The 14,798-nt window shown below is 37.6% G+C and carries 14 protein-coding genes and 6 tRNA genes; 16 read left to right on the top strand and 4 right to left on the bottom strand.

The features are described 5' to 3' along the window. Positions 1-101: 101 nt before the first annotated feature. The 3 genes from cccA to ACI6MV_RS02995 all read left to right on the top strand — a co-directional run bounded on the left by cccA (position 102) and on the right by ACI6MV_RS02995 (position 2,350). Positions 102-464 (top strand): cytochrome c550, encoded by a 363-nt coding sequence (gene cccA, locus ACI6MV_RS03005; RefSeq protein WP_407268415.1) that lies wholly within the window; start codon positions 102-104, stop codon positions 462-464. 67 nt (positions 465-531) lie between these two features. Continuing rightward, on the top strand, positions 532-1,251 hold the full coding sequence (locus tag ACI6MV_RS03000; RefSeq protein WP_407268413.1) for a tRNA (adenine(22)-N(1))-methyltransferase: 720 nt from the start codon (positions 532-534) through the stop codon (positions 1,249-1,251). Then, positions 1,232-2,350 (top strand): Nif3-like dinuclear metal center hexameric protein, encoded by a 1,119-nt coding sequence (locus ACI6MV_RS02995; RefSeq protein ID WP_407268412.1) that lies wholly within the window; start codon positions 1,232-1,234, stop codon positions 2,348-2,350. Before ACI6MV_RS03000 ends, ACI6MV_RS02995 begins: the two co-directional genes overlap by 20 nt. A gap of 277 nt (positions 2,351-2,627) precedes the next feature. Here the strand turns inward: ACI6MV_RS02995 and ACI6MV_RS02990 are convergent, their stop codons facing one another. Beyond that, positions 2,628-3,578, bottom strand: coding sequence for a 4-hydroxy-3-methylbut-2-enyl diphosphate reductase (locus tag ACI6MV_RS02990; RefSeq protein ID WP_407268411.1), 951 nt, complete (start codon positions 3,576-3,578; stop codon positions 2,628-2,630). A gap of 182 nt (positions 3,579-3,760) precedes the next feature. Here ACI6MV_RS02990 and ACI6MV_RS02985 point away from each other — a divergent pair, with 182 nt between their 5' ends. Then, positions 3,761-5,074: a DEAD/DEAH box helicase gene (locus ACI6MV_RS02985; protein WP_407268409.1), complete on the top strand. Its 1,314-nt coding sequence runs from the start codon at positions 3,761-3,763 to the stop codon at positions 5,072-5,074. A 225-nt stretch (positions 5,075-5,299) separates the two neighbouring features. Further along, a complete protein-coding gene (locus ACI6MV_RS02980) occupies positions 5,300-6,202 on the top strand; it encodes a deoxyribonuclease IV (protein WP_407268407.1) in 903 nt (300 codons plus the stop codon). Positions 6,203-6,856: 654 nt separating this feature from the next. Here the strand turns inward: ACI6MV_RS02980 and ACI6MV_RS02975 are convergent. Continuing rightward, complete coding sequence (locus ACI6MV_RS02975; RefSeq protein ID WP_407268406.1) at positions 6,857-7,141, bottom strand: DUF2624 family protein; 285 nt, start codon at positions 7,139-7,141, stop codon at positions 6,857-6,859. A 166-nt stretch (positions 7,142-7,307) separates the two neighbouring features. Between ACI6MV_RS02975 and ACI6MV_RS02970 the strand changes: the two genes are divergently transcribed. Beyond that, a complete protein-coding gene (locus ACI6MV_RS02970; RefSeq protein WP_407268404.1) occupies positions 7,308-8,015 on the top strand; it encodes a transglycosylase SLT domain-containing protein in 708 nt (235 codons plus the stop codon). A gap of 103 nt (positions 8,016-8,118) precedes the next feature. After that, positions 8,119-8,565 carry a DUF4190 domain-containing protein gene (locus tag ACI6MV_RS02965; protein ID WP_407268403.1) on the top strand — a complete coding sequence of 149 codons (447 nt, stop codon included), beginning with the start codon at positions 8,119-8,121 and terminating at the stop codon, positions 8,563-8,565. Between the two features lie 32 nt (positions 8,566-8,597). Here the strand turns inward: ACI6MV_RS02965 and ispG are convergent, their stop codons facing one another. Both ispG and ACI6MV_RS02955 read right to left on the bottom strand, forming a co-directional pair. Beyond that, entirely contained in the window at positions 8,598-9,701 is a 1,104-nt protein-coding gene (ispG, locus tag ACI6MV_RS02960; RefSeq protein ID WP_407268402.1) for a flavodoxin-dependent (E)-4-hydroxy-3-methylbut-2-enyl-diphosphate synthase, read from the bottom strand. A 101-nt stretch (positions 9,702-9,802) separates the two neighbouring features. Further along, positions 9,803-10,210 carry a hypothetical protein gene (locus tag ACI6MV_RS02955; protein WP_407268401.1) on the bottom strand — a complete coding sequence of 136 codons (408 nt, stop codon included), beginning with the start codon at positions 10,208-10,210 and terminating at the stop codon, positions 9,803-9,805. Between the two features lie 123 nt (positions 10,211-10,333). Between ACI6MV_RS02955 and ACI6MV_RS02950 the strand changes: the two genes are divergently transcribed. The 9 genes from ACI6MV_RS02950 to sodA all read left to right on the top strand — a co-directional run bounded on the left by ACI6MV_RS02950 (position 10,334) and on the right by sodA (position 14,672). Beyond that, complete coding sequence (locus ACI6MV_RS02950; protein ID WP_407268400.1) at positions 10,334-10,960, top strand: NfeD family protein; 627 nt, start codon at positions 10,334-10,336, stop codon at positions 10,958-10,960. Positions 10,961-11,178: 218 nt separating this feature from the next. Next, on the top strand, positions 11,179-12,810 hold the full coding sequence (locus ACI6MV_RS02945; protein WP_407268399.1) for a Na/Pi cotransporter family protein: 1,632 nt from the start codon (positions 11,179-11,181) through the stop codon (positions 12,808-12,810). Between the two features lie 283 nt (positions 12,811-13,093). Continuing rightward, positions 13,094-13,168, top strand: a tRNA-Asn gene (locus tag ACI6MV_RS02940). Positions 13,169-13,171: 3 nt separating this feature from the next. Continuing rightward, positions 13,172-13,248 (top strand) — tRNA-Met (locus ACI6MV_RS02935). Between the two features lie 21 nt (positions 13,249-13,269). Next, positions 13,270-13,345, top strand: a tRNA-His gene (locus ACI6MV_RS02930). Between the two features lie 13 nt (positions 13,346-13,358). Then, positions 13,359-13,435, top strand: a tRNA-Ile gene (locus tag ACI6MV_RS02925). Positions 13,436-13,457: 22 nt separating this feature from the next. Beyond that, a tRNA-Ser gene (locus tag ACI6MV_RS02920) sits at positions 13,458-13,550 on the top strand. Positions 13,551-13,769: 219 nt separating this feature from the next. Then, a tRNA-Phe gene (locus ACI6MV_RS02915) sits at positions 13,770-13,842 on the top strand. A gap of 218 nt (positions 13,843-14,060) precedes the next feature. Continuing rightward, positions 14,061-14,672, top strand: coding sequence for a superoxide dismutase SodA (gene sodA / locus ACI6MV_RS02910; protein WP_407268398.1), 612 nt, complete (start codon positions 14,061-14,063; stop codon positions 14,670-14,672). The last annotated feature ends 126 nt before the right edge of the window (positions 14,673-14,798 follow it).

Raw genomic sequence — 14,798 nt, 5'->3', positions numbered from 1 at the left:
CTTTTTCCTTTTCTCGATTCACTTTTTACAGTAAAATAATAGTAGTTTGTCCAAGTCGAGTTTTTTATGGAAAAAGGGGTTACATAAGGAGGAAGAAAATCATGAAGAAAAACCCGGTTATCCCTTATGCACTGATCGCTGTATTGGGAATTCTTACAATTATCGTCTTATCTATGGTAGGGCTAAATCAACAAGAAAAGATTGAAATGGCTGGAGAAGGCGGCGGGGAATCACAAGAAGTAAATACGGATCCAGAACAAATTTCTCAAAACTGTACAGTCTGTCATGGTGCAGACCTTGCTGGTGGTACTGGTCCGAACTTACAAAATATTGGTAGTAAATATGACGCAGATCAGATTTTAAACATTATTCAAAACGGTATTGAAGGAACCTCTATGCCTCCGGGTGTAGTAAAAGGTGAAGAAGCAGAAGTGCTTGCAGAGTGGTTAGCAGAAAAGAAATAATATAGTAGTATGAAAAGCTTTCTGGGGAATGAGCAGAAAGCTTTTCTTTTTAAGGAGGTATAATAATTTGCAGGAAAGTACATTATCTAACCGTCTACAATTAGTAGCATCTTTTCTTCCAACCGCTGCAAATTTTGCTGATATTGGATCAGATCATGCTTATTTACCATGTGTCGTATGTGCGAGGGATCCTCAGGCACAGGCGATTGCAGGAGAAATAAATGAGGGGCCGTTCCAAAATGCGAGAAAAACGGTCGAGTATTATAATCTTACACATCAAATTCAAGTAAGAAAAGGGGATGGCCTCGCTGTCATAGCCGCTGATGAAGTAAATCAAATAACGATATCAGGTATGGGTGGCACGCTCATCACGCAAATTCTAGAACACGGAAAAAGTAAACTTGGAAAAGCAAACAGAATCATTACCCAACCAAATGTTGATGCAATTTCAGTCCGCAAATGGTTTGATCAGAATCATTATAACTTGGTAATAGAAAGTATTTTAGAAGAAGATGGTCATATTTATGAAGTTTTAGTAGCAGATAAAAATGAGCAGTCATCCCCTTACAAAGAAGACGATAAGCAGAAGCAATTGTTATTTGGTCCGCATTTGTTAAAACAAAGGACGGCTCCATTCTTCGCCAAGTGGAAGATAGAGCAGGAAAAAAGACAATTGGCATTATCGCAAATGAAGAAAGCTACGATGCCAGATCAAGACAAAATCGCACATTTTGAATCGGAAATATCGATGATTCAGGAGGTATTAGATGATGACAGTGCAAGGTAAAGAAATCATAGACATATTGGAAGCTTGGGCGCCTAAGCAGCTTGCATATGATTGGGATAATGTAGGTTTGCAAGTAGGAACACTCAATAAACCAATTAGTAAGGTAATGATTAGTTTAGATGTATTAGAAAATGTGGTAGATGAAGCGATTGAAAAACAAGTGAATTTGATTATTGCACATCATCCTTTACTGTTTAGCGCTTTAAAGAGCGTAAATACAAACACTCCTAAGGGACGTGTGATAGAAAAGTTAATCAAGCACGATATAAGTGTATATGCAGCTCATACAAACCTCGATATCGCTTGTGGTGGAGTTAGTGATATATTAGCTGACAAGCTGGGTGTTTATGATACGAAGGTGTTAATTCCGGATACATATGAATCGCTCTACAAACTAGTTGTTTATTCTCCAGTTAGTCATGCACAAAGGATAAAAACTGCATTGGCTGAATCGGGTGCTGGTCATATTGGTAATTATAGCGATTGTTTCTTTGAAAGCAGAGGAGAAGGTTCCTTTAAGCCACTTGCGGGTACAAATCCTTATATAGGCAAGCAAGGTGAAGAGGAAAAAGTAGAAGAAGCAAGAATTGAAACGATTGTTCCGGATCACTTAATTAAACGTGCAATCGAAGCTGTTCAAGAAGCACATCCGTATGAGGAAGTTGCTTATGATCTCATTCCTCTTAAAAATCAAGGTAATCCGATTGGTGCTGGAAGAATTGGTCAATTGCCCGAAACGATGTTATTAAGTGATTTTTGTGAAGTGGTTAAAAAGAAGCTAGAAGTTTCAGTCGTTCGGGTTACTGGGAATCTTAATGAAATAGTACAAAAGGTTGCAATTCTTGGTGGAAGTGGCAAGGGATTCATTAACCAGGCAAAAGCAATGGGCGCAGACGTTTATGTGACTGGAGATATGGCCTTCCATGAGGCACAGGATGCAGAGCAAATGGGACTATCTGTGATTGATCCTGGACATTATGTTGAAAAAGTGATGAAGCAGGCTGTACAATCTCATCTGCAAAGACAGTTAAAGGATGCTAATTTAGACACAGAAGTTATCATTTCAAATGTAAGTACTGATCCATTTAAATTTGTGTAAAAGTAAAACATCCCCCAATTCCATGTTGGGGGATGTTTTCTTATTGCTAGGAAATAACAAAATTAAGATGTCTAGCTCCGAGCGCCCAGCAACTAGCGAGACTTCACGAATCGCCCTACGATAAGTCATCATCGATTCAAGTTTTATGGAAGGTCTACTAAAAGCGAACTTGTAGTAAAACGTCGACATATCACCTATGCGGGGGCATGAATCCTTTATCTCAGCCGATTCGATCCAGTCGCTACGTTGCTTAACGGGCGCTCTGGGCTTTTCTTATTTAAGCATTTTTCTTCGCTTTTACTTTAGGTAGAATTTTGTGTTGCTCTACATTTGATTTTGTATCCCATGTTTCGTCGTTTTCTAAATCATATGTTTCGATAAACTTAATAACTTCTTTGGTAATTGGTGTTGGCGTAGATGCACCTGCGGTTACCGCAACTTTTTTAACATCTTTAAGCCATTCTAGTTTAATTTCACTAACATCAGCGATTCGATAAGCAACTGTACCAGCAATTTCTTGTGAAACTTGAGCTAATCGATTGGAGTTGTTACTTCTAGGATCTCCAACTACTAATGTTAAATCTGCTTCTTTCGCTTGTTCGGCAACGGCTTCTTGCCTAACCTGTGTAGCCATACAGATTTCTCTTACCATTTCTGTTTGAGGATATTTTTCTTTCACTTTCTGCATAACGTCATAAACATCCCACTGACTCATCGTGGTTTGGTTTGTAACGATGATTTTATCATGATCAAGATGTAAATTTTCAACATCCGTTTCTGTTTGGACTAAATGAACATGTCCAGGAGCGACGCCAATTGCCCCTTCTGGCTCTGGGTGTCCCTTTTTACCGATATAAACTACTTCATAGCCTTCTGCGACTCTATCCCTAATTAAATCATGAGTACGCGTTACATCTGGGCACGTAGCGTCTAATACAGTCAATCCTTTTACTCTTGCGCGCTCTTTTACTTGTGGTGATACACCATGAGCTGTAAAAATAACTGTACCTTCGTGTATGTCTTCTAACAATTCTTCTCTATTTTTGCCATCAAGTGTAATAACTCCTTCCATTTGGAAGGCATCTGTTACATGTGAATTATGAACAATCATCCCTAGAATATAAATTGGTCGGGGCAGATTTGGATCTTTTATTGCATTTTGAGCAATAACCATTGCGTCTACAACTCCGTAGCAATAACCACGTGGAGCGATTTTAATTACTTCCATTTCGGTTCCCCCTCGGGTAAATAGTAGAAACAGCTTTTGTCTTTTTTAAGCATCACATCCATTATAAAGGTAAAACTACTATATGACAAAAGAAATTAATTTTTAGCGAGATGTGCATTTTTCTTTATACTTCTCTATAATAGGAAAGTAACGGAATAAGAGTTAGTTAAAGGAGTTTTATAATGGACAACCATTTATTTAAACAATATGCTATTAATCCGACGATAACGGATGTGATAGATCGACTAGGTTTTTATGAACCAACAGCAATACAGCAAAAAGTAATTCCGGCAGTGCTTCGCGGGGAAAGTGTAATTGGCCAGTCACATACAGGATCTGGAAAGACACATGCCTATCTATTGCCACTTTTTAACGAGATAGAAGAGTCAAAAGAAGAAGTCCAATTTGTAGTTACAGCTCCAACAAGAGAATTGGCGATACAAATTCATGATGTTGTCAAACAGGTAATTGCCTATGCAGATAAAACAAGTGTGTGGACCTCAAAATTATTTATTGGTGGAACAGATAAAAAGAAGACAATTGAAAAATTAAAAGTGATGCCACATGTTGTTGTCGGTACCCCAGGGAGAATATTAGATTTAATTGAAGAGGGCGCATTAAACATTCATTCAGCCAAATCATTCGTCATTGATGAAGCAGATTTAATGTTGGATCTAGGATTTATTGAAGAGGTAGATAAAATTCTTGTACGAGCAGATGAATCGATTCAGTTGTTAGTTTTTTCAGCAACAATTCCGGAACGACTGCAGCATTTCTTAAAAAAATATCTTGAGAACCCAAATCATTTCCGGATTGACGAGCAACGGCTTTCACCGGAAACGATGGAGCATCGACTTGTACCATTACGCCATCGTTCAATTGCTGAAGTTATCTTTCGTATATCAGAGACAATTAATCCTTATCTAGCAATCATCTTTGCAAATGGTAAAGATAAAGCAGATGAGTTAGCAGCAGATTTAACGGAAAAGGGCCTAGAAGTCGGTTTAATCCATGGTGGATTAACGCCAAGAGAGCGGAAACGTGTATTAAAGGATATCCAAGGCTTGCGCTATCAGTATATTGTAGCTACAGATCTTGCTTCTAGAGGGATAGATATAAAAGGTGTAAGTCATGTCATAAATGCACAATTACCGAAGGAAGAGGAATTCTACATTCATCGGGTTGGCCGAACAGCGCGTGCAGGTGCGGAAGGCATTGCTATTAACTTGTATACTGATGAGGACATAGCCTTAGTAGAGCGCTTGGAGAAAAAAGGACTATCTTTCCAAAGCTATGATGTAAAGAATGGTGAATGGCAAGAGGTTAAAGCATGGAACGAGAGAAAGAAGCGGAAAAAGACAGAATCAGATGCAGAAACAGAAGCATGGAGAAAAGTAAAAAAGCCGAACAAAGTGAAGCCGGGATATAAGAAAAAAATGAAATATCAACAACAACAAATTAAAAAGAAGTTGAATCGTAACAAATTTAAAAAATAATAAGATATTAGTCAATTTCATAATACTGATTTTTAGCTATCTGCATCCATGTATAGTCGAATTAGACCATCTCCGAACTATATATGAATGCAGATAGCTGTATAAGGTAATTATGAAATTGACTCATATGGTAAAATAATTATTTCATAAACACAATTAACTCTAAAAAGCACATAAAAAAATGGTGATTATGAAAGCTACTGAGGTTGAAGAGGAGAGAGGGGTATGAAAATGAAAATGAAAATAGGATCGCACGTTTCCATGAGCGGGAAAAAGATGCTTCTAGGTTCAAGTGAAGAAGCAACTTCATATGGAGCAACTACCTTTATGATCTATACGGGAGCTCCGCAAAATACAAGAAGACGTCCAATTGAAGAATTGAATATCGAAGCAGGACGAGAACATATGAGTAAAGCAGGTATCTTAGATATTGTTGTCCATGCCCCATATATTATTAACATAGGGAATAGTGTAAAAAAAGAAACTTTCCAACTTGGTGTCGATTTCCTAACTAGTGAAATAGAACGTACAGACGCAATCGGTGCAACGCAAATCGTACTTCATCCAGGAGCACATGTTGGTGAAGGTCCTGAAAAAGGAATTGCAAAAATTATTGAAGGACTGAACGAAGTGCTTTACGCCGGTCAAAACGTGCAAATCGCATTAGAAACGATGGCGGGTAAAGGCTCGGAGATTGGTCGTCGTTTTGAAGAAATAGCACAGATTATGGAAGGTGTTACCCATAATGATAAACTATCCGTATGCTTAGACACTTGCCACATCCACGATGCAGGTTATGATATCGTTAATGATTTTGACGGTGTATTGGACGAGTTTGACCGGATTGTAGGCATAGATAAAATTAAGGTTGTCCATGTAAACGATAGTAAAAATGAACGGGGAGCACATAAAGACCGTCATGAAAATATCGGATTTGGTCACATTGGTTTCGATGCTTTACGCTATATCGTTCATCACCCACAGCTTGCTGAATTGCCAAAAATATTAGAGACACCATATGTGGGTGAAGATAAGAAAAATAAAAAACCACCATATAAATTTGAAATTGAAATGCTAAAAGGCAATGCTTTTTTACCAGATTTAAAAGAAACCATAGTTAATCAGTAAAGGAAAATCTCTCGTTGACTCGAGAGATTTTTTGATTTTGACTAATTATATCTAATATCCGACACAGCTATATGGATAGTGCTTTCACCCGCTCCAGAAATACACTTTGCTTTCCGCGGGGGGCTAGTGAGCCTCCTCGTCGCTTCGCTCCTGTGGGGTCTCACTTCGGCCGTTTCTTAAGGACTACAGGCTAAAACCGTCCTTGTCGGACAACGCCTGCATGACCCTTGCCGGGCCTCAGGAGTCAAAGTGTATTTCTTCCGCTGACTTAGGATCTTCTGCTTTTAACGCACTACCTACCATTAGAAAACCTATGCAGTGGAGGCAAAATACTTCGACTCCTCGGAAATACAACCCGATTTTCTTCGTGCTATGTTACGCTGTCGTAGCTTTCCTTGTCCTGCGGGAAAAAAGAGCAAATGGTTTCGCTCCCCGCGGAAAGCGAAGTATTCTGACGGAACGGTGTCAAAGTACGCACCTTTATTATTAAAACGTTACGACGCATTATACTTCAAATCTAAATATTCCATATACCAGCCATTTTCCTTTTTTATTTTTTAAAGCATAAAATTCCTTATTCTACTATAAGCTAGCAGAGGAATAAGGAATTTTGAATAAGAAATAAAAATTCTACTATTCGAGATGATTGTTCTCTTATTGAAACCATGATTCGACGCCGTATTGTTTGATTAACTGATTAAAAAGTTTTTGTGCTTTCTTGGCTGTATCAAGGTCTGTTATTTGTGCAAGTTTTTTGAACATTTTCATTCGATCTGCTTGTATTATAGGGTCTAGTTCAACCTTTTTTACATATGAAGAAATTGCTTGAGCTTGCTGCTTATTTATAGAAATATCATATTGTTTGCTATACGTAAGTATTTCTTCTGAACTAAGGTTCTTTATTTTTTTTACAATCATTTGATGGACGATTTTATTCAACAGTTACACTCCTTTTGATTGTCGTTATTCATAAATAACATATGTACGATGGAGACATAATGTTTATAGATAATGAGTATATGTATTGCATTATTAGTAAATCTTCGTTACTATAGGTTGCTGCAGGTATCCATTAGTTTCTAACTTATGGTAAGGAGTGAAATTTATGAGAAAAACAACAATATTTAGTACGATTGCAATGATTACTTTAATAATTGGAATAATAGGATTTGGAAACATGGTTCAGGTGCAAAAAGCTGAAAGTCACGCTTTACAAACGGAAAATATCCAATTGGTAGAAGAAAACGAACAGTTAAAGGCACAAAATAAATATATGAAAATGGACACTGCAGATACTTCAGATGTGAATTACAATACTTGGGCAGCGATGGAAACTCAGGCACAACTTATGGTAGAGGATAGCGAGGGTAATTTTAAAAAACCTTGGGCGCTTTTTCTAGTTAAGGAAGCTGATCGTTATGAAATGGATCCATACTTAGTATATGAACTATTGAAGGTTGAAACAGGGCATACGTTTGATCCATATTTAGAAGGACCAGAAACAATATATGGACGAGCGTACGGATTAGCTCAATTTATGAAAAATACGGCACCTTGGATTGCTGACATGGCAGGACTACCATATGAAGATGAGCTTTTATTTGATCCGTATTATTCCATTCAACTGTCGTTTGTTTATTTGGACTTTTTACATGGTGAATATGGAAATTGGAACGAAGCACTGACGGCATATCACCGTGGAATGGCGGGAATGGAGCAGTATAAAGAAGAGAATGGTCATGCTGCGAGTACGTACGCTACTGTTATCCAAGAAAGAGCAGAAGATCATTCCGATTTAGTTGTAGTAAGATAAAAATATTCAATACTTTCCTTTTTAAGAGAAAAGTACCTCGTAATAAAATTGGATAAGTCCATACACTATAACTGCACCTCGAACAGAAAGAGAGGGTTTAGTTATGGACGAATCGTATCGTGATGAACAGAACGAGGAAGTCGAAGATGCCCCTAAATTCGGGGAAGAAAGCCCGAGTGTCATTACTGGCCAACAGCAAGCTACGCAGCTAACGCCAATTGTTGAAGACGAAGAGCTTTATTCCCTAGATGAAGCGTATAAACGAGATGAAGAAATAGCGCAAGAAATTTCTGCAGCTGAATTTAATCGACCAATGCAAGCCACTGAGAAAGAAACAGAAATGAAATCAGAAGTAAAAACCGGTATGGGGTGGCTTGCGCTAATACTTGCAGCACTATCATTTTTTATAATGCCTGTTATTTTAGGTGCTGCAGGGATCATATTTGGATTTGTATCAAAAAGTCGAGGTGCAGATACACTTGGTAATACAGCGATCATTGCAGGTGCTATTTCGATTATCATTACACTCTTTATAGCTCCATTTGTATAATTAAAAAGAGCTGGCCTATAGGCCAGCTCTTTTTAATTAGCTTCTTGTTCTTGTTTTTGTTTTTCCAAGTATTCCTCAGCTATTTTATCGACTTCTTTTTTCAATTCCTCAACCATTGTTGCTTCAGGAACTTTACGAATAATTTCTCCGTGGCGGAAAAGCAAGCCTTCCCCACGAGCACCAGCAATCCCGATATCAGCCTCTCGTGCTTCCCCTGGGCCGTTCACTGCACAGCCAAGTACAGCAACTTTAATTGGAGCTTTGATTGTAGAAATGTACTCTTCTACTTCGTTAGCAATTTTGATAAGATCAATCTCAATGCGTCCGCATGTTGGACACGAAATTAATGTTGCGGCATTAGAAGCTAATCCAAATGTTTTTAAAAGCTCTCTTGCTACTTTAACTTCTTGAACTGGGTCAGCGCTTAAGGAAATACGCATCGTGCTACCAATTCCTTTACTTAGGATGGCACCCATCCCTGCGGCACTTTTAATACTGCCTGCAAATAACGTCCCAGATTCCGTGATGCCTAAGTGCAGTGGATAATTAATAACTTCTGCAGCTTTTTCATACGCTTCGATAGCTAATCGAACATCTGATGCTTTTAACGAAACGATGATATCATGGAAATCGAGTTCTTCTAAAATTCGAATATGGTGAAGGGCACTCTCAACCATGCCGTCCGCTGTTGGGTAACCGTATTTTTCTAATATGTGTCTTTCTAGTGATCCGGCATTAACTCCAATTCGAATTGGGATACCTTTTGCTTTTGCTGCATTTACTACTGCTTCCACTCGTTCGCGTTTCCCGATATTACCAGGGTTAATCCGTATTTTATCTGCTCCGCCCTCAATCGCCATAAGGGCAAGTTTATAATTGAAATGAATATCAACTACTAAAGGGATATTAATCTGTTTTTTTATTTCTGGTATTGCTTTAGCTGCTCGCTCATCAGGACAAGCCACACGAACTACCTGGCAACCAGCTTCTTCAAGACGCTTGATCTCTGCTACAGTTGCTTCTACATCATGTGTTTTCGTAGTCGTCATCGATTGAATAACAATTTCGTCTCTGCCACCAACGACAACATTACCTACTTTGACTTGACGTGTGTCTTTTCTGTGTGTTAAAGCCATAAATAAATCGCTCCTTCATATACTCGCGATAATAATAGTACCATGTTACATTATAAGGGCAATAAGAAAAAATGAGAAGTGACAACCCTTAATATTTTTATTTAATTTTCGTTAACTATTGGGTAAACAGGAAAATAATATGCTGTCTTAGGATTAATTTGATGTGGATTTGCATCCGGGTTTAACGTTACAAAATCATCAATAATCTGATTCATCTTTAGGGTAGAAGTGTTCTGATTTAAATCTTCAACAATGGATAGGACAGTATCACCTGGCTTTGGATAAATACGGATAGTTTCGTATGGTTGGTCTTGTTGTGGCTCATTCTCTATATTTTTAGTTGGATTTTGATTCTGTTCCAGAGATTGTTCCGAATTATCAGCTTCTGTTTGTTGTTGCTCTTCATAATAAGCCTTGTTCACAACGGTTCCTTGTGTCAAATCTTTAAAAACACTTACTAAGAATAATATAGTGAAAAGTATAAGGGCTAGTCGTTTCAACAAATCCATCAGTTGTTCCTCCTTGTCCTACTACTATTATTATTCTACATTTATTCTAAAAACCTTTTTTTTGAAACGAAAACGATTTTTAAAACGTAAAGATATTATCGTTTGTGAGGGAGTGATTGGTCTATGTTAGATCTGGACTGGATAAGTTTCGTTATTGTTGGACTAGGTACTTTGTTCTTAATTGGCGAATTACTTGTAAATATGAAAGGATTCTTCGCAATATTAGGAATGGGTTTTATTGCAGTGTATTTTTTGTCTTATTTGGAACCAGGAATGTTTATTATGATGATGGTCATTTATTTAATAGGAATAATTTTGATTGTGATTGATGGCAAGGTATTAAATGATGGAACACTAGCTACGATCGGTGCGGGTTGTATGATTTTATCCGTTGGTATCAGTTCACCAAACTGGGTTGCTGGTCTTTATGCAATCATCGGTATAATAATTGGTGGTTTTGCTTCACTTATTTTTCTGAAAGTATTCAAGAGAAGAGAAATGTGGACGAAACTAACTTTATCGGATCAATTAACGAGTGATCGCGGATACAGTTCGATGAATGTATCTTACGGCAGTTTAATTAATAAAGAAGGAATAACATTAACTGATATGCATCCAGTTGGTACGATAAGGGTAGATGACAAAGATTATAGTGCAGTCTCTAATGGGCAGTGGATTCCACATGATACGAAAATTAAAATCATGCATGTAGATGGAACAAAAATTTTGGTATCAAAATTAGATTCTTAATTAAACTAATAAGAGTAAAAAGAAATATTGCTTCGATAAAAGAAGCAATATTTTTATGTTTGGAATTAACTGTTTGCGAAATTTGTCATAAATTGAAAAAAGTTTTGTAAACTGAGTGTAAAAAATGAGAATTTTTCTTTACAAATGATTTACTTTTAATTAATAATGGATAGGGTGTCAATTAAACAAGTAATTGAGTGAGAAGGGATGAAAGTCCATTGGATATTAATATTCAGGATTTACTGTTTGAGTTTATTGGCGGTCTAGGTATCTTCCTACTAGGGATTAAATACATGGGAGATGGTCTGCAAAAATCAGCAGGAGATCGTTTGCGAGATATTTTAGATCGGTTTACCAGCAATCCTTTTATGGGCGTTCTTGCAGGTATCATTGTTACCGTCTTAATCCAGAGTAGTTCAGGGACTACGGTACTAACGGTCGGACTAGTAAATGCAGGATTTATGACGTTAAGGCAATCGATTGGTGTTATAATGGGTGCTAATATCGGTACGACAGTTACAGCATTCATTATTGGTGTTGACATCGGAGCATACTCCCTACCTATAATGGCTATTGGAGCATTCCTTTTGTTTTTCTTTAAAAACAAACAATTTTCATACATAGGTCAGACAATCTTTGGGTTTGGTTCCTTGTTTTATGGCTTGGAATTAATGAGTAATGGCATGAAGCCGTTGCGTGATGTACAAGCCTTCATAGATTTAACGGTAAATATGAGCGAACACCCTATTTTAGGGGTTGTCGTAGGAACTTTGTTTACGTTTATCGTTCAAAGTTCAAGTGCGACAATAGGTATTTTGCAAGGACTGTCTGAACAAGGTGCGATATCACTAGAGGCTGCCTTACCAGTATTATTTGGTGACAACATTGGAACTACAATTACAGCTATACTGGCATCAATTGGTGCAAGTATCGCTGCAAGGCGTGCAGCTTTTACTCACGTTATCTTTAATTTAATCGGTACAGCACTATTTTTAATTCTATTAACACCATTTTCGAATTTTATTGTGTACTTACAAGGACAATTAAATCTAGATCCAAAGATGACAATTGCATTTGCACACGGTACATTTAACGTTACGAATACGATTATTCAATTTCCGTTTATTGCAGGATTAGCTCTCATTGTTACGAAGCTAATTCCTGGAGAAGACGTTGTTGTTGAATACAAACCGAAACATTTGGATCCAATCTTTATCCAACAATCTCCTGCTGTAGCGCTTGACCAAGCAAAGGCAGAAGTGATTCGTATGGGTGAGTATGCATATAAGGGATTGGAAGAGACAAATCTCTATTTAAATAATAATCTTCAGAAGCATGCCGACATGGCTCTCCAGATTGAAGGTGCATTAAATAATTTAGATCGTGAAATTACTAGTTATTTAGTCCAACTTTCTGGTACTTCATTTACGGAAGCAGATAGTGCGAAACATTCTGCTCTAATTGATTCAGTTCGAGATATTGAACGAATCGGAGATCATTTTGAAAATATTGTCGAACTTATCGATTATAAGATCTCTAACAAAGTAATCTTAACAGAATCAGCACTAGCTGATTTAAATGATATGATTGATTTAACACTTATAACGGTAAAGCAATCTTTAGTAGCCCTAGATAATATGGATCGTGAGGCAGCGCTAGCTGTAGTACAAAAAGAAGATCAAATTGATCAGATGGAACGTCGATACCGTAAAAAACATATTATTCGCTTAAATGAAGGTGCATGTGATGGAGCGGCTGGAATAGTATTTGTTGATATAATAAGTAATTTAGAACGAATTGGTGACCATGCAGTGAACATTGCAGAGCAAGTATTGGAAGAAAATCCATAAGAATTAAGGGGGGATGAGTCCCCTCTTAATTAATGAATTAAAATAATTTATAAGAAAAGTCTTGAAGGAATACGTTGTACATGCTATATTATTTTTGTTGCTCATTTATAAAATTCGTTTAAAACGGTTGACTTAATAATTTAGATGTGTTAAATTATATTTCGTCGCTTCTATAAGAACAAGCAACAAGAACTTAATGAAAAATGAAAGTATAGACCAAGTAATTTACCACAGTAATTGAAAAAACAAGTATTATCTTTAAAATGAAATTACTGAATTTTATTCCACAGTAGCTCAGTGGTAGAGCAATCGGCTGTTAACCGATCGGTCGTAGGTTCGAGTCCTACCTGTGGAGCCATTTGGCGGTGTAGCTCAGCTGGCTAGAGCGTACGGTTCATACCCGTGAGGTCGGGGGTTCGATCCCCTCTGCCGCTACCAATTACAATTTTATATTTTATGGCGGTCGTGGTGAAGTGGTTAACACACCGGATTGTGGTTCCGGCATGCGTGGGTTCGAGCCCCACCGGTCGCCCCATAAAATTTAAAAAGGACCCTTAGCTCAGTTGGTTAGAGCTATCGGCTCATAACCGATCGGTCGCAGGTTCGAGTCCTGCAGGGTCCACCAATCACATAGTCATTTTTATCCTGGAGGAATACCCAAGTTTGGCTGAAGGGATCGGTCTTGAAAACCGACAGGGGTGTCAAAGCCCGCGGGGGTTCGAATCCCTCTTCCTCCTCCATACATATTCTATACAAGATTACATAATAAAGTAATTTCAAGAATCGATAGCTCAGTCGGTAGAGCAACCGAAAAACATCTCGAATAAACTGCTTTATAAGTTTTTCGAGGAGCTTAAGCATCACTGAAAAAGCTTCCAACATGACGATCATAGTACAACATCTAATAAGTTTCGAAAACTCTGGAGTGCAAATCAAGTTCAAGCACAAATTTATATTATGGCTCGGTAGCTCAGTCGGTAGAGCAACGGACTGAAAATCCGTGTGTCGGCGGTTCGATTCCGTCCCGAGCCATCCTATTTAAAAACAGGTGAAAGCCTGTTTTTTTATTTTTATTTATTTTTTTACGTTTAACTTTATATGATTTAGGAAATTAGATATATATGTGATGGTTACGGTTAGGCTAGAGCATAACTGTTGCATCTTGAAAGTTGCTTTGATAATCTAACTAAAAGAGGAAACGCACCAAATGTGTGTCGTTTTTCTTACATATTTTTTGAGGAGGAATTATAATGGCTAAATTTGAACTACCAGATTTACCTTATGCGTATGATGCACTAGAACCTCATATCGATAAGGAAACTATGAACATTCACCACACAAAACACCATAACACGTATGTAACAAAACTTAATGGTGCATTAGAAGGACATGCTGATCTGCAAGACAAATCATTAGAAGACTTATTATCAGATTTAGACAGTGTGCCAGCTGAAATTCGTACGGCTGTTCAAAATAATGGTGGTGGACATGCCAACCATAGCCTTTTCTGGACTCTTTTATCACCAAACGGTGGCGGTGAGCCAACAGGTGAATTAGCAGAGAAAATCACTGCTAAATTCGGAAGCTTGGACAAGTTTAAAGAAGAGTTTGCTGCAGCGGGTGCAGGACGTTTTGGTTCTGGCTGGGCTTGGTTAGTAGTAAATAACGGTGAGTTAGAAATTACGAGCACACCAAATCAAGATACACCTGTAATGGAAGGTAAAACTCCTGTTCTAGGTCTTGATGTTTGGGAGCATGCTTACTATTTAAAATATCAAAACAAGCGTCCTGATTACATTGCTGCATTTTGGAATGTAGTTAATTGGGATGAAGTTTCTAAGCTTTATGAAGCTGCAAAATAAATAAAGAAAAAAAGCCTGCGGTAGAGTTTTTTCTATCGCAGGCTTTTTTTCTGAAACGACTTAGTTATATTAACCATATATACAATTGCATTCTCCTGCATATCTCCTTTTGATTTGAAAATAATA

The organism is Radiobacillus sp. PE A8.2, from assembly GCF_045635475.1.
Lineage (GTDB): Bacteria > Bacillota > Bacilli > Bacillales > Amphibacillaceae > JBJGXI01.
The sequence above is the reverse complement of the archived record's forward strand: the minus strand, read 5'-3'. Positions and strand labels throughout refer to the sequence as shown.

Excerpts from the sequence above, each read along its gene's own strand:
- ACI6MV_RS02990 (WP_407268411.1), bottom strand. The coding sequence starts at position 3,578 with ATGGAAGTAATTAAAATCGCTCCACGTGGTTATTGCTACGGAGTTGTA.
- ACI6MV_RS02950 (WP_407268400.1), top strand. The coding sequence starts at position 10,334 with ATGTTAGATCTGGACTGGATAAGTTTCGTTATTGTTGGACTAGGTACT.
- ACI6MV_RS02995 (WP_407268412.1), top strand. The coding sequence starts at position 1,232 with ATGATGACAGTGCAAGGTAAAGAAATCATAGACATATTGGAAGCTTGG.
- ACI6MV_RS02980 (WP_407268407.1), top strand. The coding sequence starts at position 5,300 with ATGAAAATGAAAATGAAAATAGGATCGCACGTTTCCATGAGCGGGAAA.
- cccA (WP_407268415.1), top strand. The coding sequence starts at position 102 with ATGAAGAAAAACCCGGTTATCCCTTATGCACTGATCGCTGTATTGGGA.
- sodA (WP_407268398.1), top strand. The coding sequence starts at position 14,061 with ATGGCTAAATTTGAACTACCAGATTTACCTTATGCGTATGATGCACTA.
- ispG (WP_407268402.1), bottom strand. The coding sequence starts at position 9,701 with ATGGCTTTAACACACAGAAAAGACACACGTCAAGTCAAAGTAGGTAAT.
- ACI6MV_RS02955 (WP_407268401.1), bottom strand. The coding sequence starts at position 10,210 with ATGGATTTGTTGAAACGACTAGCCCTTATACTTTTCACTATATTATTC.
- ACI6MV_RS02970 (WP_407268404.1), top strand. The coding sequence starts at position 7,308 with ATGAGAAAAACAACAATATTTAGTACGATTGCAATGATTACTTTAATA.
- ACI6MV_RS02965 (WP_407268403.1), top strand. The coding sequence starts at position 8,119 with ATGGACGAATCGTATCGTGATGAACAGAACGAGGAAGTCGAAGATGCC.
- ACI6MV_RS02985 (WP_407268409.1), top strand. The coding sequence starts at position 3,761 with ATGGACAACCATTTATTTAAACAATATGCTATTAATCCGACGATAACG.